Raw genomic sequence first — 19,567 nt, 5'->3', positions numbered from 1 at the left:
CCTAGATCCTCCTAGTCTCTTATAAAAAATTCGGCTGTCAATTCAATCGGCTTCGCATCAGGAACAAGTGACTGACACTCTTTTAAATATAGAATGGCAGCTACAGCCTGATATTTCGGACGCGCCATTTGATCGTTCACAACCGGAACAGGGTTGGGGCTTTCTCCCAGGGCGTACATCGCCGCATTACGCCCGATCGCCCGATACGTTTCCAAGGTAATTAACGGCGATTGCGGGAAAAGTTCCAGATTGCTTAGAGGATCCAGATCCCGTTGATGAATCACGGTCGTCCCTCGCGACTGTATCCCGATCCCGATTCCCGAACCGCTTAATTTGGCCGCTTCATGGGCCATAAAGGCCAGATCCGCCGTGCGCACGCTTCTGATAATCCTGGGAAAGGCCCCTTGTTCTTCGATGCCGGAAATCACTTCCCGCAATACAGCCGCATGGTCGACTTTGACGATGGTCTTGTTCATTTCTTTGCCAAAAGCAGGACCGACAGCCACTACGACTTCGCGCGGATTCGTTCCCTTGCTTGCGCTGCCGACTTCCGTCAACTTCATTTCTACCGTAAAAGCGGTGATCGTCATGTCTGGTTCCTCCATTAATCAAAATCTTTTGGACTGATGGCCTGGCGGATATTTTTGATTTCTTCCCATCTTTCCGGACTTATGCGGTAACCTGTTCCCGGACCCGCATAATCGTTCTCATCATTCACCGCGCTGATTACGACATTCTCCTTATTGATGATGGCCGACGTATGCAAATAATCACCTGCCACTCTTTGCCTTAGCATATTAAAAATCCGTTCCGCCGTCTGTCTGTACCCACGTTTAGCGAGAGCAAGCGCAATATCGTAACCCGTAATTCCTTCCCGCAAAATCCGCTCCGCTGCTTTCAGATCTTCCACTACATTTCGCGGAGGCATATCGTCACTGCTGTTGGCGTAGGTTGCCGCTTCCACTTCCTCATCCGTGATCATGGGGAAACCCATTTCCTCAAACACAGCCTGCAAAGCTTTCGCTGCCTGGTATCTGATTTCAATGACACTCGCTTCATCTACCGGTTTCAATCCGCCGTCGACCATCATATCCCGCTGAATAATCAGATAGTCATCAAGATCAGAGGAATCCATATTGGAACCGGCAAACATGTTGTCGCTGTTTGGTACGGCGCTATAACCGGAAAAAATGAAATCGGTGCCAGGCAACATTTGACATAACATTTTCGCACTTCGCCTGATTTCAGAATGCGAGAAGGTTTGGTCATTCCCGGAAGCCACTTCAAGATCAAACATTGTCGTGGCCAGATTTTCCGCCAATACGGCACGAATTCCGCTCGGAACCGCCGCCGGAACCCCGATACAACTTATCGAACCGTTCTGCAGCCCCTGCACGCCCGCTCCTTTGGCCATCATCACGCAGCGAATTTCCAAATACAGCATCGATTTCCCTTCCGCCCCGGCCATTTGAACCTCCGAACCGGTGCCGGAAGTGAAGCGCATTTTCGCACCCCGGGACGCATATGCGGAAGCTAAAAACGACTTTGACCAAGGAGTATCATCTCCGTCCACAAAAACAGCTTCCGTACCGTAAATGGAAATCGTCTCGGCGTAGGAAGTCAGTCCAAGCATAGCCATCCGCAGTTCAGTCGCTTCCTCAAGCGCATCCTGCGTCAAGATTCCATTTCTGGCTGTTTGTGAGCCAATCAGCAAGGCTAAGGCATTGAAGGGGGCATAACGAACAACTCCAACGGTTGTTTCCTGTTCGTCAAATCCCCGGAGTCCCGCTTCTGCCGCATCTGCTGCCATCAATACCGGGTTGTCGCGGACGTTCGTTACATGGCATTGGTTGGAGGGCGTCTTTCTCGCTCTCATTTTTTGCAGAGCCATCATCATTTCGACGACATTCATATGGTTCAGCACCTCTACCACTTTAGCAGGCGTCATTCCTCTTGACAGCGCCAAAATTTCTGAACGGGGGACATTTATATCGACCATTTTGCGTGCGATCTCCAAGCTGTCGATGGCCATTACCGTTTCAGTAACAGCAGCATCGATCGTATAATCCGCAATAAATTGATCCAACATGTCAAACTCTTCCCTTTGCTTGCCATCCATTTCCACTATTTTTCCATCTTTTACTTTAATGGAGGGCTTAGGGTCGTTCGGGCTTGACATGGCTACAAACCCCATTTCCGGCCATTCTCTGACAAACCCGTCTTGATTGACTGCTCTTTTCTCCAAAACTTCAAATCTTTTTGAGCGACGCATAGAAAACACCCCTCTTCTTTCGGATGATTTAAACACTAAATCCTTTTTCTGCAGAAACATCCGTCCCTTTCTGAACGCTGTCAACTTCTGTTACAGATTTGTCTACAGGCAGAAACCGGCGAATGAAAAGATCATACGCCCCTCCCCCTATAAGGGCTCCCACGATAGGCGCGATAATGGGAACCCAAAAATATCCGTGCGGCCCGGGCAGAGCCACCTTCCCCCAGCCGGCTAATGCGGCAAACAATTTGGGGCCAAAATCGCGAGCGGGATTCATGGCAAATCCGGTCAGCGTACCAAAAGAACCGCCGATCACCGCTACCAAGATCCCCACCGCCAGGGGAAACAACGCTTTGGACGGGGCAAATGCGTTTCGATCGTCAATAAAGGCAAATATGGCGGCAACCAGAAAAGCGGTGATCACGATTTCCACGATTGCGGCTTCCACAACGCTTAAGTAGGGGGCGGGATAGGTAGAAAATATGCTGGCGGTGACTTGGCTTTCCGCACTTCCTCTGACAATTCCCTTAGTCGCTTCGTATTGCAAAAACCCGTTGCGATACAATCCATAAACCACAGCTGCGGCGGTGAAGGTGCCTGCGATTTGCGCCATGATGTAAGGCAACACTTTTCCCAAGGGAAATTCGCGATAAACCGCCAATGCAATCGTAACAGCCGGGTTAATATGCGCTCCGGAAATGGCTGCTGTCAGATAAAGAGCCATACTGATACCCAGTCCCCAAACGATTGAGATCTCCCACATGCCATATTGCGCGCCATTTAAAACAAAGCCAGCTACACATCCTGCGCCGACAAAAATAAGAATAAAACTCCCAATAAATTCTGCCGTAAGCTCTCCTTTTAATCCGTTCACCGGGAAACCTCCTTTCCATTTTTTTAAGTCACCCCAACAAAACGACTGGAATCCTTACACTGGAGTTAACCGATAATCTTTTGGAAATTCCCCCCTCCGACTTCACAAAGCCATTATAAATTTCGGCCCTCTTTATGTACCTAGACACAAATTACACATAGTAGCATTTTTCTTACTTTTGTGAACAGTTTAAAAAAACCGTAAAACCTGGAGACCATAACTTCAAATCAAAGAGGCCTATCGAAATGACAGGCCTCTTGTTTTAAGCAATCTATCACCTTTGCTGCCGCATTTTATCCCTTTACATTTAAAATCGGTTTTAACACTTTTTGCTGTAAAGCATCATCAAATGCTTGCCGTGCCATGGCAATGGGATAGACAGATACGACGTTTTGCAGTTGGGATTTCAGTTGCTTCAGGATCGAAAACGAGCGGACGTAATCACTGGGTTGGCAACCATAGCTGGTGAGCAACTCCCATTCATTTCGTACCGCCTTCGTTAAGGGAAGAGTGATGTCATGTTCATACAAGGCCACCATGACAGCCCTGCCGCCTTTTTTGAGCCGTTCGAGACCGTCGCGGATTCCGCCAGGCGAGCCGGAGCATTCAAACAGGAGATCCACCTTTTCAGTCGTATTATCGGATTCTCCCATTATAAACGGTTTCATCCCAAAGGAAGAAGCATGCCGCAAACGGGCTTCCTTATCTTTCGGCAGGCCGGCTATTGTAACTTCGGCCCCGGCAAACCGACAAACCACTCCGACAAAAAAGCCAATGATTCCACACCCCTGCACCCAGACCTTATCACCGGGTTTTACTTTTCCTACTGCTTCTGCCGCATGATTTGCAATCGACAAAGGTTCCACCAATGCTGCAATGGGACTGGACAAATCATCGATCATCAAGATTTTCGGACTTCCCATCAATCCCCTGGCAATTGCACACATTTGCTGCTGACCGCCGCTCATCGAACCAGCGAGTTGTTTTCTTCTTTCTTTCAGAATCGGGAACAGTTCATACACCATCTCCAAATTTTTTTTTAAAATCCTTTCTGGCCCTTTCCGAATAGGCGCCCAGTTCCAGATTTTCCTCAACCGTCATGAACGAGAACAGTTTTCTTCCCTCTGGAACCTGAATAATTCCCAACCGTACAATCTCATGCGGGCTTTTTTCGTGTATCTCTTCCCCTTGATAAAGGATTCGGCCGGAAGATATTTTCTCAAGCCCGGAGATCGCATTAATGGTAGTGGATTTCCCGGCTGCGTTTGCACCGAGAAGCGCGATCGTTTCTCCATCCTCCACTTCCAGGCTGACATTCCACAATGCCTGCACTTCCCCATAGAATAGATTGATATCTTCCAGCTTAAGCAAGCGCCATCTCCTCCCCCAGATAGGCCTCGATCACTTTCGGATTGCTGGTGACTTCCTGCGGACTTCCCTCCGCAATTTTCTCACCATGATGAATTACAATCACCTTGTTTGACAATTGCATAATCACCTGCATGATGTGTTCAATCACGATCAACGTAATGCCCTCATCAGCCAGGTTACGGATTAAAGGAATAATGTCATTGATCTCACCAGGATTTAACCCTGCCATTACCTCATCCAGCAGCAGCAAGGTCGGCCGGGTGGCCAATGCTTTTGCCACTTCCAGCCTTTTTTTGTCTGATATAGTCAAGCTTTTCGCCATAACATCCTGTCTGTGGATCAAATCCACTTTTTCCAATACATATTGCGCGTACTGTTTCGCTTCCTTCGTTTTCGGGAGTCGATTGTAAGCGCCAATCACCACATTTTCCAAAACGCTGATATTTCCAAACGGTTTCACAACCTGAAACGTTCTGCCGATTCCTTTTTGACAGATCCGATTCGGTTTTTGGTTTGTGATGTCCTCGTTTTTAAACAACACGGAACCTGATGTTACGGGAAGGGCGCCTGAGATCAGATTGAACAACGTGGTTTTTCCTGCGCCGTTTGGCCCGATGATTCCCACAATTTCTTTTGCTTCGACATCAAAACTCACGTTGTTTACGGCAGTAAGTCCGCCAAACCGCTTGGTAAGATTTTTAATTTGCAGAATCAACGTGTTCCCCTCCGTTCCTCGGACTTGCAACGGCTTGCAGCGCTTCCCCTTTGTTCATCCCTGCTTTTTTTTAGCCCATTTCTAACCGTGGGCAGGATTCCGTTTGGAATGAAGGACACCACCAGAATCAATACAAATCCGTAAACAAAGAAGTTTAAGCCGTTGAGACTGGAAAAAGCGGAACGCAAAATCTCATTTAACGGAATCATTAAAACGGCGCCGATGACCGGACCCAAAACTGTACCCATACCGCCGATAATGGAAACTAGGGCCACTTGTACGGAAAAATTGATGTTGAATATCGCCTCCGGTTCAATAAATTTTCATCAGCAATAACGTCGAGGTGTAAGCGCCAAGACCGAAGAATATCGCATGCCCCAATGACAATTGACCGGCATAACCGGCCAATATATTCCAGGACCCGCTTACTGCTGCATAAAACAGGATCAGAATCAGAATGTGCATATAAAATTTGTTAACGCCAAACTGCGGAACCAGCAACAATAGAGTAAGAACTGCGAGCAGGAGAATGTTCCTTTTTGTGAAAAGCTTTTTCACTTCAGACCAACCTCCTCGGAACCCTTGCCCAAACTGAACAACCCGGAAGGACGGAACAGCAGCACCAAAATAAAAATCACAAAGTAAACCGCTTCTTTAAGTCCGGGTGAAATAAACACGCCTGCCAATGCTTCCACCAGTCCAATCAGGATTCCCCCCAGAAACGCTCCAAACATGCTTCCCATTCCGCCGAGCACCACGACAACGAATGTGGTTAAGACAAACAAGGTGCCTACTGTTGGAAATACATAGTAAATCGGCATCAGCAGCGATCCCGCCAATCCAACCAAAGCCGAGCCGATGCCGAAGGCAACCAGATAAATCCTGCGGACGTGAATTCCCATTAAAGAAGCGGCTCTTCTTTCCATAGCAACAGCGCGGATCGCTTTCCCGATGAACGTTTTTTTCAGGAAGAGAAACAAACAAACGGCGATCAGGATCGCAACCGCAAACGCAATCAACCGCGGGACGCTGATGGCCACTTCGCCCAGCCGAATTACTGATGTTTGATAAGCGGTGTGAACAGTCCGATAATCCGCATTCCAAATCATCAGGGCAAAGTTTTGCATCATAATCGACAGCCCGAGAGTGGCAAATATTTTTACCGCAGCTGAAGTTTCCAAGATCGGCTGGATCATGATTCTTTGCACAAGACAACCAAAAATGAATAACAACAAAACCACAATCAGCGCTGACAAATAAGGATCCAATCCCCATGTAGCGAAAAACAGAAAACTGATATACATCGAAATCATCAAAAACTCACCATGCGCAGAATTGATGATTCTCACTACACCGAGGATCAAGTTCAGTCCCATACTGATCAGGGCATAGATTCCGCCGACAAGAATCCCCGAAATGATTACCTGCATGAGCTGAGCCACAGTGCTACCTCTCGCTCCATTTTGGCATTGGCAGTTGCGCCTCTTGAACGGCTGCCCCTTTCGGCCATACGGTTACAAGTTTTCCGTCTATCCACTGATGGACATACGGTTTCCCAAGTTTGTTTTGGCCTTTCACCGGATCAAAATCTACGCCCCAACCTGTTGCCGATTTACCGGGCTCCAATTTGTAGTCCAAAGCGACCTTTTTGATTTTGTCCGGATCGATTCCACCTACTTTATCAATCAAGTCAAGCAGTACGTTGGTTCCCATAAAATTTGCCAAAGAGTGGCCGGAGCGAGGTTCTTCATTGTAAGTTTCCTTGTAGAGTTTTACGAACTGATCAAGCCCAGGCGTGTAGGTTTTGTTGATTTCATACTGTGGAAAGTCTACATCAATAATTCCGTTGGCGTCCTTGCCAAGCGCCTTTTGTAAATCAGACATCGTATGGCCTCCGCCTGTTCCGATAAAGACGGGGACATCCAGGCCCAATTCCTTCGCTTGACGCCAGAACAAAATCGCATCATTCAGATAAGACACCGCAATCAACACATCCGGTTTTGCCTGTTTTACATTCAACACCACGGAAGACAGGTCTACCGATTTCATGTTATAAGGCTGGGCAGTAACCAGTTGCATCTTTTCTTCATTCGTCATTTTCCGTATGAAGTCGGCTACCGTTGTCCCATAAAGGGAATCTTCATGCACAATGCCGATTCGAACATCCGTCGGACTCTTGCCTAATTTTGGCGCTACCACTTCCTTGATATATTGAATTTGCACTTTTGCAAAATCGGAGGCTGCCGGGTTGGTCCGGAATACATACTTATATCCTCTTTCGGTGATCGGGTCTGAGATCGCTCCCATTTCCCAAAAGAGCACGCCGTTTCTTTCCGTAACTTCAGTGGCTGCAAACGAAATCGCACTGGAATAGGATCCGAGAATCAGAGTAAGCCCCTTTTGGGTAATCAGTCGATTTGCTTCCGCCTGTGCGGCGTTTGCGTCAGGCGCATCGGTTTTCACCAATTCCACCTGCTTGCCACCCGCGACTCCACCATTTTTGTTTCTGAGTTTTACAGCCAGTTCCACGCCGCGAAAACTTTCATCCCCGAGCAGAGCCGCTGCCCCGCTTAGAGGAAATAGAGCGCCGATCTGCATGGATGCGTCAACTGTTCGACAAATCGATTTGTCCTATGAACGGGAGGAATTTGTATTCGCTTACTATGCATCTATGCTTGCCGTGACGGTTTCAGTACGAATCTGGAGGGAACATTACTCGCACTTACCCGTTCCGGAATTTTTATATAAAATAAAAGAACTATCGATTCCACTCAGGGAGGAATACTATGGAATTTGCTGACAAGATCGTCATTGTTACAGGAGCAGGACGCGGCATTGGACGCGGGATTGCGCAGATGTACGCGCATCAAGGAGCAAAAGTCGTCATCGCGGATCGGGAAAGGAAGGAATGTCAAGAAACGGAACGATTGATTCGAGAAGCCGGGAAAGAGTGTATGATTCAGTTGGTCGATGTAGGGCGCCCGGACGATATACTGTCCTTGATGCGTTATACGGTAGAGACGTATGGCCGAATCGATATTTTGATCAATAATGCGGGGATTACAAAGTGGAAGTCTCCTTATGAGTTAACCGTAGAAGAATGGGATTCACTGCTGCATATTAATTTGCGCGGTGTTTTTCTGTGTGCCCGGGAGGCAGCTAAATATATGAGAGAACAAGGAGGGGGCTCGATCGTTAATATTGCCTCAACACGTGCCTTAATGTCAGAGCCTAATACAGAAGCGTATGCGGCTTCAAAAGGCGGGATACTGGCCCTGACTCATGCGTTGGCCATTTCTCTGGGTCCCGATCGTATTCGGGTGAATTCGATCAGCCCAGGATGGATTGAAACAGGCGATTACTCACAATTAAAGGAAATCGACCATAAGCAACACCCTGCCATGCGAGTCGGTAGACCTGAAGATATTGCCAGAGCATGCTTATTCCTTACATCTGAGGAGAACGATTTCATTACCGGTGAAAATCTGGTCATCGATGGCGGCATGACACGCAAGATGATTTATGAGCCTTAAGGGAATGTAAACAACCCGTATTGGAGAAACTTAGTAAAACATTCTCGGTCCGGGAGGAGACACCCCTGTGAATCACCCAGGAAAATTAATAATTGTCGAAGGAACGGACGGTTCCGGCAAAAGCACCCAGATGTATCTTTTGAAAAAATGGCTCGAAGCGAAAGGCTACCCTGTTTTTTTTACCGAATGGAACTCTTCCGATCTGGTCAAGAACTGGACGAAAAAAGCGAAAAAACAAAAGATGCTGACTCCCACCACATTCAGTTTGATTCATGCCAGCGATTTTTTCGACCGATATGAAAAATTGATTCTGCCTCAGTTGCGAGCCGGCTATATTGTTTTGGCTGATCGCTACATTTATACCGCATTTGCAAGAGATGCGGCTCGCGGGTGCGATCCTGAATGGGTGCGAAATACATATCGGATGGCCGTTCGCCCTTCTCTCGCCCTCTATTTTCGAACGCCGCTAGACGTAGCGGTGAACCGGATTTTAGTCGGCAGACCGGAATTAAAATATCATGAAGCGGGCATGGATCTTGGTGTAAGCCAGGATCCGGTCCAAAGTTTTAAAATTTACCAGGGCCGGATCAAAGATCAATACGATGAGATGGTGGAAACGGATGGACTTACCATGATTGACGCCACCAAATCGATCGAGGAACAACAGTCGATTGTCCGTGACCTGGTGTCCGGTATTCTGGAAGATTACGTGCCCCCTGCCTCAATTCGCCAAATCGCAAAAAATACAGGTAAAGGAGGGATTTCCCTTGGCTGTTGACAGACGATTTTTCGGGCACGGCATTCCTGGCCTAGAGAATGAATCACTGTCAGGAAAACTGATTGTAATCGAAGGGTCCGATTACTCCGGGCACTCCACGCAAAGCGCTCTGCTGAAAGAATGGTTGGAAGTCAAGGGTCACGCCGTGGCGGAGGCAGGAATCAAACGCTCGAAACTGATGCGGCAGGCGATTGAGGAAGCCAAAGAAGAGCATATTCTCGGACAAACTACTCTGGGCCTCCTATATGCGACCGATTTTGCGGATGAATTGGAGAACGTGATCATACCTGCTCTTCGCGCCGGGATGATTGTTGTCGCCGACCGTTACGTGTTTACCCTCATGGCTCGTCAAAAGGTTCGCGGCGCCCAGTCGGATTGGCTGGAAACATTGCTGGGATTTGCTCTGAAGCCGGATTTTGTAGTTTACTTGTCTGTGCCTGCCGAGGAATTAATGCACCGCTGCTTTTATTCTTACGGCCAGTTGTCTTATTGGGAGTCCGGAATGGATTTGGCTTTATCCAGCGATATGGTTGACAGCTTTCTCATGTACCAGAACCGGTTGTTGGAACAATATGACCGATTGGCAGATCAATATCAGTTCGATGCAGTTGACGGTACGCAGCCGATCGACGATATCCACGATCATATCAAAAAGAAAGTGAAGAAGTTGTTGAAGATGGCATGACGACAGAGAGAATCGGGATTATTGATTTAGGCTCCAACTCTTGTCGTTTCGTAATTTATGACATATACGAGGACGGCGCTTACCATCCGATTTTTGAGATGAAACGTAACATTCGTTTAGCCGCGCATTTGGATAAGGAGGCGCGGATCTCACCCGATGGATTGGCAAAAGCGATCCATTGTACAAAGTTATTTTATCGTGCCGGCAGCATGTACGGGGTTACCGATTGGATTGCCGTCGCGACGGCGGCAGTTCGGCAAGCGCAGAACCAGACAGAATTTCTTGCGGCTCTCAAAAAGGAAACAAGTGTTTCATTTCGTGTTCTTCAGGGTGAAGAGGAAGGGCGTTATGGCTATTTGGGCGTCATCAACACTCTGGATATTCAGGATGCGCTCCTGTTTGACATTGGCGGAGCCAGCATGGAACTGATGTACATTTTTAACCGTCGTTTGCTGCAGGTCGTCAGCCTGCCTTATGGTGCTGTTACCCTTACCGCACAGTTCAAGGAGGTTCCGGCTGATCTCCAGGGCGATCAAGTATATCGCTTCATGCAGCAACAATTTTTGGAAATTCCATGGCTTACAAAATTGCGCAATCTCCCCCTCGTCGGACTGGGTGGCGCAGCCCGGGCACTGGCAAAACTGGATCGGAGCAAGAACGATCAGTTATCCAAACGTATACACGGTTATCAAATCTCATTGAATTCCTTAAGAAATATGTATCAAGAAATAAAATCATCTCCACTCAAGGATCGAAAAAAAATCAAGGGACTATCCAGGCAACGGGCTGATATTCTGGTCGCAGGGTTTGCCGCAATCCAAGCGCTTGCAGACCAGATTTCCGCGCAAACCATCATTGTCAGCCGAAGCGGACTGCGGGAAGGAATTGCATTTGAGTATTTGCTGCGGGAAAATTCGGAACCGATAGTAGCATCCGTGTTGGATTACAGCTTGGCCAATTTTCAGAAACTGTTTAAGATCAACACCAACATCGCAACCCTGGTGACGAATGCGGCGCTATACTTATTTGATTCACTGCAGCAGGTTCATGGTCTGAGCGAATTCGAACGGAAGCTGCTTCAAGTGACTTCACAAATCGAAAGTTGCGGCTGCTATATCAATACGGAAAAATGGACAAGGCACTCTGCTTATCTGACGCTCTCCTCCCACTTGCACGGGCTGCAGCCTTCCGAATGCGAGCAGATCGCAGGCCTGCTCTGCGGAAAAAACGACCCCACACTTAGGAAATTATCACTGCTGATTCGCTTGGCCAAACTGGCCATTTTACAGTCAGGAATTGAGATCGAAAACTTAACATGCACCGTGGAAGAAAACCGTGTATGGATTGGAAAAGCACCGGGGATGAGAAGCATCGTAGCAAATTCGGCCGACGCGGATTTGGGAACGGAATTCAAAAAAGTTTTCGGCGTTAGGCTTGAGTATATGGAGCTCTGATTGATTTCGCCGCTTTCCCAAGTATAAAGAAACCCCTGATCGGAGAAATCGAATCAGGGGGATTTACGCCAATTAAGGTACCCGGGAGAATCAGTGTTTCATCCGTTCAGTAATCCGATTTGCTTCTTATAAATTATGAGACTTCCTTGCTTCTACCGAGGTAGGCATTGCGAACTGCCGGGTTGTCTCCCACTTCTTTTGCGGGTCCACGGATCACGATTTCTCCCCGTTCCAGTACACAAGCATAATCCGCAATTGCAAGTGCCGCCTTTACATTTTGTTCAACAAGAATAATGGTGGTTCCAAATTCGTTTTTCAAATGCTTGAAAATCGCCATGATATCTTTTACAATAAGCGGAGCCAAACCCAGTGACGGCTCATCCAGCATCATCAATTTGGGATTGGCCATTAACCCGCGGCCGATCGCAAGCATCTGTTGTTCTCCGCCGCTAAGCAATCCTCCGGGTCGGTCTGGCATGGTTCTCAATTTCGGGAATAAATCCAGAATTTTATCGTAATCCCGCTGCACTTGTCTTTTTTCTCTTTTCACTCGGTGGTAAGAACCCAATAGCAAATTGTCTTTGACACTAAGAGAATCGAATATTTGTCTGCGTTCCGGAACCAGGCATATCCCTTTCGTTACTATCTTGTCGGTCGGCAGTCCGGAAATATCCTCGTCTTCAAACAGGATTCTGCCTTCTTTTGGCGTGTAGATCCCTGCAATGGTTCCCATTAACGTACTTTTTCCTGCTCCGTTAGAACCCACGATGGATAAGATTTCCCCTTTTCTTATAGTAAAACTGATCCCTTTTATGGCATGCAGGTACCCATGATACGTATGCAAACCGGTAACTTCAAGCATCAAATAGCCACCTCCTCGTCTCCCAAATAGGCAGCAACCACAACCGGATTATTAAAAATTTCTTGCGGGGCACCTTCCGCAATCTTTTCCCCGAAGTCCAGCACGACGATCTTGTCGGCAACAGACATCACGGTTTCCATATCGTGTTCAACGAAGAGAAATGTCATCCCCTGCTGCCGCATTTCAAGAATGATATCAACCAGTTCCCTCGATTCCTGCGGATTCAGACCCGCCATTGGTTCATCCAGTAAAATCAGCTTGGGGTCTGAGGCTGCGGCCCTTGCAATTTCCAATAACCGTTGGCTGCATTTCCCACCAATTCGATAAATTTCGAACTTGCGATCCCGTGTGACTCCACGATCGGAACGTCAATTCCCAACTCGCGAACGTTTTTGGTCACAACGGCAGATTCCTGTGTTGTCCCCCAAATGACAATTGCCTGTGGGTTGGCATTTTTCACGCGGGTCAACATAGGTTTTGCATCATTGACGGTAGCTTCAAACGTTTCGGAGATCACGGTCTGAATGCCCGCCTGCTTCGTCAGAGCATCAAACTCTTCTTTCCCGCTGGAACCAAAAGAGTTATCCACCCCCAACCAGGCGACTTTCATCAGATTGTGGGTTTTTAAATATTCCACCACGCGCGGAACGACAACGTCGTCACCCTGGGCGGTCTTAAAAACAAATTGCTTGGTTGGTATGTTAATATTTTTGCTGGCGGCAAGAGAGAGGAAAGGGATCTTGGATTTTTCGGCCAAGGGAATCATGGCCAGCGAATTTCCGGATGATGTACCCCCAATGACAGCTACCACTTTGTCTTGCTCAATCAACTTCTTCATATCAAGGACCGCTTCGTTTTGATCCGATTTGTCGTCATAGGCTACCAACTCAATTTTCCGTCCATTTATGCCTCCTTCCGCATTTGCCTTGTCAACCATCATTTTAAGAGTATCCATTTCCGGCTTCCCTAAAGGGGATGATCCACCCGACGCAGAGAACACACCACCGATTCTGATCGTTTTTTGACTGGTAGAATTGTTTGAGGAGCTTGTGGTGGCCGTATTGTTGCCGCATGCGGTTACAAAAAACACCATAGACAGACTTAATAGAAAAAACCATATTTTTTGCATAGTAACCTCCTGAAGATTCCTTCACGGGAACCGTTATTTTTTAATCCTGGCAAGAAGGATCGCCCCCCTTTCGTTATATGACAAATTCAGGTTTTCTTTGTTTTAACGTTGGATTTTTGATTTCAACTTCTTCTCCCGTTTCAATATCCAAAAACGGAGTGGCTTCCTCAAACCAACTGTCCGGCGCCTTGTGCCCCCAGAATGTTTGACGTCTCGGATCGTTGATATCCCAGCGAATTGGCTTAAAATCAGGATCGCTTGTCAGATAGTCCCCGTTATAGAGTTCAATTCGATTGCCATCCGGATCTCTGAGGTAAAGGAAAAATGCATTTGAAAGTCCGTGCCGACCGGGCCCCCTCTCAATATTGCTTCCATATCCCAGTGAGGCAAGCACGTCGCAAGCGTGAATAATGCTTAAAGGATCGGACAACCAAAAACCGATATGATGAAGTCTCGGACCCTCTCCATTCATAAAAGCTTGATCGTGTACATTCTGTTTCCGATGGAGCCAAGCGGCCCATTTTTTGTCATCTTCAGTTTCCGTGTACTCAGAGCAAGCAAACCCCAATTCCTTTACATAAAAATCATATGCTTTTTCGACATCAGGCACCTGGCAGTTTACATGATCAATTCGTTGAATTCTCGCCCCTTTGTACATTTCATATCTTTGAAGCATTCTTTCAACAGTTTCCATTTTTGTGAAAAATTCCAACGGGATTCCGGAAACATCATGCACTCGCAATGTTTTCCCTATCGCCCTCTGCGAGCCGTTTTCCATCCATTTCGTTTTGAGTCCTTTTGATTGAAAAAGCTTTTCCAGGCTTTCTAACTGTCCTTCTTCTTGAACTTTATATCCGATCGCATGAACACCTGTTTTTTCCGCTTTCTTTAATACAAGGCTGTGATGACAGTGTTCTTCCAATCCCCGCAGGTAGATGTGCTGATCATCACTCTCAGTTTCAATAAACCCTAAAGCATCTACATAAAATTCCCTGGCACGATCCAAGTCGGTAACATTCATTACCGTTCTGGCGACCCGGATAATAGAAAAATCCATTCTTTCCCCTCCCGCAAACAGAATATTCGGTATTTTCACTCGATTGAATTACCGGTTTGCCACCAACTCATCCGAGCGATTTAAGAATTCTTTCACGCGATCGACATATTGCTGCTTGTCATAGCCGTTATACAAAGCACCTGCCATGCGTACGGGATCTCCGAAGAAAAAGCGCTCGTACAACGTTTGGCGTGATCCAAATGCACTCATGCAGACATCCCACGCTAACCGGAATAATTTCACACGGTTATATGCATCTCCGTTCGCTGCCTGCAGGTATTTATCCAAATCAGCCCGAAGCTCAGATCTGAAATCGCTTTCATTCGGAATCGCCATCAAACCACTCGCCCCGAGTAACTGCATGATTTCGGAAAAACGGGGATAAATGCGTGGAAAATAATTTCGTGCCGCATTTAACGGTTTGAAGTCGGGGGTCATCGTTCCCCACTTATCCACTTTGGCATTTACTTCAGAAGCGATCAAAAGCGCTTTCATATTTTCCAGTACTATAATGACCTCAGCCATCTTTTCCTGTACATGTTGAAACTGTCCGATATTGATGGTTTCCACCATCAATTGCAGAATTCCCAAGATGAATTCCGTCTTGGCTACGTTCTTTGCCACTACTTGATGGGTCATATGAACCTGAGCGTTGCTTTCCACATAAGCTCGGTTACATACTTCCACATCACCAAGGGCGAATACGCGATCCCATGGAACGGTCACATCATTGAACACGACAATCGTATCCATTTCTTCAAACCGCGAACCAAGCGGATGATCAAATGCCGATTTTCCATAGTCAAATGTTTCCCGGCAGATAAATTTCAACCCTGGTGTATGATTGGGAATACAGAAAGCATAAGCATACGGGTTCTCTTCATCCGACTGTTTGAGCAGTGTCGATGGAAATACCATAATTTCATCTGTTATTCCCCCCTGCGTCGCAAGCAGTCGCGCTCCCCGGATCACTACTCCATCCGCGGTTCTTTTCACAATGCGTGCCGCGATATAAGGATCCGGAAGTTCAGCGGAATTTACTGCTCGATTGACCTGAGGTTGAATCAACGTATGGGTTAGCGACAGGTCGTTTTCGCGGCAGTATTCATAATACCTGCGCATATTTTCAGCAAACATGGGATCCTGTTGCCCAAACATCTCGGCCGCTGCGCCATAAGCCATCATACCGGAGTTGATATAGTCCGGCGAACGTCCCATCATCCCTCCGTTGTACCTGGCCCATTCTTGAATCATCATCCGCCGTTTTTCCAAGTCTTCTTTTGTTCTTGGTTGCATAAAAGAAGTGCCTACACGATCACCTGTAGTCGGCGACACGTATGTCATATAATCCCGTTTGTCCGGATCATGTTGCATATCATAAAGTTCAGCCTGACTTTTCATCACCCCTCTAAATGCCGGGTGCTCAGAGAAATTTCCCTGCACTGGCTTGCCGTCAATCCAAACATTCGATTTCGCCTTGTCTACCCGTTCTATATATTGCTTTCCTGTTTTCGCTGGCATTGGTATCCCCCTCACAGCATTTGGAAATGCAGTTTTTCAGGATGATCCGTCTTCCATTATAACCGGCTGACGGTTACAGCTTCCGCTTTCCTGGTTTTGCCGAATTTCGGGATGTGAGGATTCCCCACAGCCACATGAATGACCTGTGTTTCGGTATAAAATTCAAAACTGTAGTGGCCGCCTTCGCGTCCGATTCCGCTGTGTTTGGAACCGCCGAAAGGAATCCGCAAATCCCTCACATTTGGTGAATTGACCCACACCATGCCGCTTTCAACCGCATGTGCCAGACGATGACCCCGTTTCATATCACTCGTCCAAATGTAAGCGGCGAGTCCGTATTTCACATCATTGGCCATTCGCAGTGCTTCTTCCTCCGTTTTAAACGGTATAACAACCATCACCGGTCCGAAAATTTCCTCCTGGGCGACACGCATATCATTGGTGCAATTCAATAGAAGCGTAGGAGCCACATAGTTCCCGTTCCGACAGGATTCCGGTATTTGGCCCGAAATGATTTCAGCGCCTTCCGCCCGGGCAATCTCAATGTAATTCTTCACATTCTCCCAGTGCTTCCGATGGATCAGCGGCCCCACTTCCGTGGCTTCATCCATGGGATCCCCGACCACAATGCGGGATACCCGTTCTTTCAGAGCGTCTACAAATTGGTCATAGATCGATTCTTGCAGAAAAATTCGGGAATTCGCCGTGCAGCGTTCGCCGTTAAAGGAGAAGATCCCCCATACAACCGCATCCAGCGCACTCTCCAAATCCGCATCCGCAAAGACTATCGCAGGTGATTTGCCTCCCAATTCCATCGAACACCTTTTCAATGTGTCCGCACCGTTCTTCATAATTTCCGAACCCGTTTTCGTTTCACCTGTAAAAGAGATCAACTGAACGTCCGGGTGGGCTACAAGAGCAGCTCCGGCTGTTTCTCCGAATCCATGAACGACGTTGAAGACGCCTTCCGGCAACCCCGCTTCATGGATGATTTGCGCCAGCTTATTTGCGGTGAGCGGTGACCATTCCGCCGGTTTCAGGACACAGGTGTTTCCTGTAGCGAGAGCGGGAGCGACTTTCCATGTTTCCAGCATGAACGGAGCATTCCAAGGTGTAATTAAACCAGCCACCCCTACCGGTTTATGAATCGTATAGTTAATGAAGGATTGGTCCACCTGGTAGGCTTCTCCCACCAGACGGCTCTTGACCATTTCCGCGTAAAAACGGAAGTTTTCCGCTGCACGGGCCGCTTGTTTCTTGGTTTGGCTGATCGGCAAACCTGTGTCGAGAGATTCCAAATACGAGATTTCTTCGGCATTCTCTTCAATCAGGTCGGCAATCTTAATGATATACTTCATCCGCTCCCCGACACTCATCGTGCGCCAGGGGCCGTTGTCAAACGCTTGACGAGCGGCTGCCACGGCCAAATCAATGTCTTCCTTAAAACCTTCTGCCACTTCATTAATGGATTGATTAGTAAAAGGATTGATATTTTGGAATTGCCGACCGGAGACTCCCTCAACAAACTTGCCGTTAATATAGTGAAGAACCTTATCAACCTTGAATTGTTTCATAGTCTTTCCTCCCTGCAGCCTGATCGGTCCTTCCATCAAGAATCGGATTTTCCAAGGTTCCCAAGCCATCAATCTCCAAGCGCATGGTATCTCCGGGATTTACAGGCGAGATCCCTTTCGGTGTTCCGGTCAATATCATGTCACCCGCTTGCAGTGTCATAAACGAACTGATAAATTCAATGAGGTCGGGAATGGTATAGATCAAATCCTTGGTATTCCCTTGTTGACGCAACTCTCCATTGACATAGGTACGCAGTTCCAGATTCCCAACATCGGAAATGTCTTCTTTGTCGACAAAGTAAGGACCCAGGGGGCCGAATGTGTCGTGGCCCTTAGCCCGAACCGGAGGGCGATAGAAATTGTTGACAAAATCGCGAACCGTTACGTCGTTGATAATCGTGTATCCGCTTACATAATCAAACGCATGGACGTGTTTAATGTTGCGACCTTTTTTTCCGATTACAACCGCCAGTTCATTTTCATAATGCATGTAGGTGGCTCCATCGGGATAGTATACAGGAGCTTGATGACCGATGAGCGAGCTGTTCGGTTTGATGAACAAGACAGGTTCTTTCGGTTTTTCCAATCCCAGTTCTTCCGCATGGTCCGCATAATTCAAGGCCAGCCCGATCATGTTGTTGGGAACCACCGGAGGAAGCCAGACATCGATCGCATCCACATGGTGTTCTCTCCCTGCCTCATCCACGATAAGTTCACCCTCAACAATACCTGTAACGATTCGACCTTCATGCAGGAATCGGGCGTGCTTCATTTCGACATCCCCGCTTCCTGATCCAGCAATCCATATTGATTGAGGGTCTGCCATATCTCTTTTTGCAACTCTTCCGATGGCGGACCCATTGGCAAACGAAGTGCAGGATTGATTTTTCCCATCATTCCCATGGCGGTTTTCAAAGGCCCTGGATTCGTATCCTTAAACAAAACATCATTTAAAGGCATCAATTTATAATGCAGATCAATCGCTTTCTCAACTTCACCCGCTGCCCAGTAGTTGTAGATATCAGCCACTTCCCTAGGAACAATGTTAGCGGTTGCGCTGACATGACCTGCGCCACCGATAGCTAACATCGGATAACAAAGAAGTTCAATTCCTGAATACAGTAAAAAGTCGCGGCCACAGTTCAGCAATACTCGATTGACATGTTCAAAATCTTTATTCGATTCTTTTACGCCGATAATATTCTTGCAATCTTCCGCCAGGCGGGTTAAGGTCTTGACATCCAAATTGGTAGCGGTTCTTCCGGGAATGTTGTAAATGATAATAGGAATATCTACTGAATCTGCAACAATTTTAAAATGGGTATAAAGCGCTTGCTGGTTGGGACGATTATAATAAGGCACAATCACCATGGCCGCATCGGCACCCATTTCTTGGGCGCGTTTGGTAAGATGCAGGGTTTCTGCATGGTTGGTCGATCCGGTTCCCGGCACGACAGGAACACGACCGGCTGCCGTCTTTATTGCGGTTTCCATCACAAGTTCGCGCTCCTCAATGGTCAACGAACTGGGTTCACCCGTAGTACCGGTTACGGAAATCCCGTGGGAACCGCTTTCAATATGCCATTCAATCAGATTTTGCAGTGCCTTTGTATCCACATTCATGGTTGCATCAAACGGCGTCACGATGGGAGCGATGGAACCTCTTAAACGTTGCTTCGCTTCTTGGTACACCCGAAACATACCTCCAATTTTGATTGTTTTGTATACATTGTATTTTCAGT

At 47.4% G+C, this 19,567-nt stretch carries 19 protein-coding genes and 2 pseudogenes; 4 read left to right on the top strand and 17 right to left on the bottom strand.

From position 1 onward, the window contains the following. Window positions 1-11: 11 nt before the first annotated feature. The 9 genes from skT53_RS02940 to skT53_RS02900 all read right to left on the bottom strand — a co-directional run bounded on the left by skT53_RS02940 (window position 12) and on the right by skT53_RS02900 (window position 7,830). The gene (locus skT53_RS02940; protein ID WP_200759692.1) at window positions 12-605 is read right to left on the bottom strand and encodes a propanediol/glycerol family dehydratase medium subunit; all 594 of its coding nucleotides are present in this window, start codon (window positions 603-605) and stop codon (window positions 12-14) included. Continuing rightward, a complete protein-coding gene (locus skT53_RS02935) occupies window positions 605-2,272 on the bottom strand; it encodes a propanediol/glycerol family dehydratase large subunit (RefSeq protein ID WP_200759691.1) in 1,668 nt (555 codons plus the stop codon). The genes skT53_RS02940 and skT53_RS02935 overlap by 1 nt, the downstream gene beginning before the upstream one ends. Window positions 2,273-2,300: 28 nt before the next feature. Further along, the gene (locus skT53_RS02930) at window positions 2,301-3,146 is read right to left on the bottom strand and encodes an MIP/aquaporin family protein (protein WP_200759690.1); all 846 of its coding nucleotides are present in this window, start codon (window positions 3,144-3,146) and stop codon (window positions 2,301-2,303) included. Window positions 3,147-3,439: 293 nt separating this feature from the next. After that, entirely contained in the window at window positions 3,440-4,171 is a 732-nt protein-coding gene (locus skT53_RS02925) for a zinc-binding dehydrogenase (protein WP_264176009.1), read from the bottom strand. Continuing rightward, window positions 4,161-4,517 carry an ATP-binding cassette domain-containing protein gene (locus tag skT53_RS02920; protein WP_200759688.1) on the bottom strand — a complete coding sequence of 119 codons (357 nt, stop codon included), beginning with the start codon at window positions 4,515-4,517 and terminating at the stop codon, window positions 4,161-4,163. The genes skT53_RS02925 and skT53_RS02920 overlap by 11 nt, the downstream gene beginning before the upstream one ends. Beyond that, window positions 4,510-5,232 (bottom strand): ABC transporter ATP-binding protein, encoded by a 723-nt coding sequence (locus skT53_RS02915; RefSeq protein ID WP_200759687.1) that lies wholly within the window; start codon window positions 5,230-5,232, stop codon window positions 4,510-4,512. The genes skT53_RS02920 and skT53_RS02915 overlap by 8 nt, the downstream gene beginning before the upstream one ends. A 312-nt stretch (window positions 5,233-5,544) precedes the next feature. Then, the gene (locus skT53_RS02910; RefSeq protein ID WP_200759686.1) at window positions 5,545-5,790 is read right to left on the bottom strand and encodes a branched-chain amino acid ABC transporter permease; all 246 of its coding nucleotides are present in this window, start codon (window positions 5,788-5,790) and stop codon (window positions 5,545-5,547) included. Continuing rightward, window positions 5,787-6,674 (bottom strand): branched-chain amino acid ABC transporter permease, encoded by an 888-nt coding sequence (locus skT53_RS02905; RefSeq protein ID WP_200759685.1) that lies wholly within the window; start codon window positions 6,672-6,674, stop codon window positions 5,787-5,789. Before skT53_RS02905 ends, skT53_RS02910 begins: the two co-directional genes overlap by 4 nt. A 4-nt stretch (window positions 6,675-6,678) precedes the next feature. After that, a complete protein-coding gene (locus skT53_RS02900) occupies window positions 6,679-7,830 on the bottom strand; it encodes an ABC transporter substrate-binding protein (RefSeq protein WP_200759684.1) in 1,152 nt (383 codons plus the stop codon). Between the two features lie 188 nt (window positions 7,831-8,018). Here skT53_RS02900 and skT53_RS02895 point away from each other — a divergent pair, with 188 nt between their 5' ends. The 4 genes from skT53_RS02895 to skT53_RS02880 all read left to right on the top strand — a co-directional run bounded on the left by skT53_RS02895 (window position 8,019) and on the right by skT53_RS02880 (window position 11,682). Further along, window positions 8,019-8,765, top strand: a complete 747-nt coding sequence (locus skT53_RS02895) for a glucose 1-dehydrogenase (RefSeq protein WP_200759683.1) — start codon at window positions 8,019-8,021, stop codon at window positions 8,763-8,765. Between the two features lie 67 nt (window positions 8,766-8,832). Continuing rightward, entirely contained in the window at window positions 8,833-9,543 is a 711-nt protein-coding gene (locus tag skT53_RS02890; RefSeq protein ID WP_200759682.1) for a dTMP kinase, read from the top strand. After that, window positions 9,533-10,228, top strand: a complete 696-nt coding sequence (tmk, locus tag skT53_RS02885) for a dTMP kinase (protein WP_200759681.1) — start codon at window positions 9,533-9,535, stop codon at window positions 10,226-10,228. Before skT53_RS02890 ends, tmk begins: the two co-directional genes overlap by 11 nt. After that, complete coding sequence (locus skT53_RS02880; RefSeq protein WP_200759680.1) at window positions 10,225-11,682, top strand: Ppx/GppA family phosphatase; 1,458 nt, start codon at window positions 10,225-10,227, stop codon at window positions 11,680-11,682. The genes tmk and skT53_RS02880 overlap by 4 nt, the downstream gene beginning before the upstream one ends. 133 nt (window positions 11,683-11,815) lie before the next feature. On the opposite strand, the gene skT53_RS02875 is transcribed toward skT53_RS02880, so the two are convergent. The 8 genes and pseudogenes from skT53_RS02875 to hpaI all read right to left on the bottom strand — a co-directional run bounded on the left by skT53_RS02875 (window position 11,816) and on the right by hpaI (window position 19,517). Next, a complete protein-coding gene (locus tag skT53_RS02875) occupies window positions 11,816-12,544 on the bottom strand; it encodes an ABC transporter ATP-binding protein (RefSeq protein WP_200760848.1) in 729 nt (242 codons plus the stop codon). Continuing rightward, window positions 12,544-12,846: pseudogene (locus skT53_RS02870) on the bottom strand (ABC transporter ATP-binding protein C-terminal domain-containing protein); the annotation flags it as partial. The pseudogene skT53_RS02870 and the gene skT53_RS02875, both read right to left, overlap by 1 nt. Next, window positions 12,840-13,673 (bottom strand): annotated as a pseudogene (locus tag skT53_RS02865) (ABC transporter substrate-binding protein); the annotation flags it as partial. The pseudogenes skT53_RS02870 and skT53_RS02865, both read right to left, overlap by 7 nt. 73 nt (window positions 13,674-13,746) lie before the next feature. Then, the gene (gene hpaD, locus skT53_RS02860) at window positions 13,747-14,730 is read right to left on the bottom strand and encodes a 3,4-dihydroxyphenylacetate 2,3-dioxygenase (protein ID WP_200759677.1); all 984 of its coding nucleotides are present in this window, start codon (window positions 14,728-14,730) and stop codon (window positions 13,747-13,749) included. Window positions 14,731-14,778: 48 nt separating this feature from the next. Then, on the bottom strand, window positions 14,779-16,251 hold the full coding sequence (gene hpaB, locus skT53_RS02855) for a 4-hydroxyphenylacetate 3-monooxygenase, oxygenase component (protein ID WP_200759676.1): 1,473 nt from the start codon (window positions 16,249-16,251) through the stop codon (window positions 14,779-14,781). A 56-nt stretch (window positions 16,252-16,307) separates the two neighbouring features. Continuing rightward, window positions 16,308-17,825, bottom strand: coding sequence for a 5-carboxymethyl-2-hydroxymuconate semialdehyde dehydrogenase (hpaE, locus tag skT53_RS02850; protein ID WP_200759675.1), 1,518 nt, complete (start codon window positions 17,823-17,825; stop codon window positions 16,308-16,310). After that, window positions 17,806-18,597: a fumarylacetoacetate hydrolase family protein gene (locus skT53_RS02845; RefSeq protein ID WP_200759674.1), complete on the bottom strand. Its 792-nt coding sequence runs from the start codon at window positions 18,595-18,597 to the stop codon at window positions 17,806-17,808. The genes hpaE and skT53_RS02845 overlap by 20 nt, the downstream gene beginning before the upstream one ends. Beyond that, window positions 18,594-19,517, bottom strand: coding sequence for a 2,4-dihydroxyhept-2-ene-1,7-dioic acid aldolase (gene hpaI / locus skT53_RS02840; protein ID WP_404828931.1), 924 nt, complete (start codon window positions 19,515-19,517; stop codon window positions 18,594-18,596). Before hpaI ends, skT53_RS02845 begins: the two co-directional genes overlap by 4 nt. Between the last annotated feature and the right edge of the window lie 50 nt (window positions 19,518-19,567).

It is taken from the genome of Effusibacillus dendaii (assembly GCF_015097055.1).
In the GTDB taxonomy this organism is placed as follows: Bacteria; Bacillota; Bacilli; order Tumebacillales; family Effusibacillaceae; genus Effusibacillus; species Effusibacillus dendaii.
The sequence above is the reverse complement of the archived record's forward strand: the minus strand, read 5'-3'. Positions and strand labels throughout refer to the sequence as shown.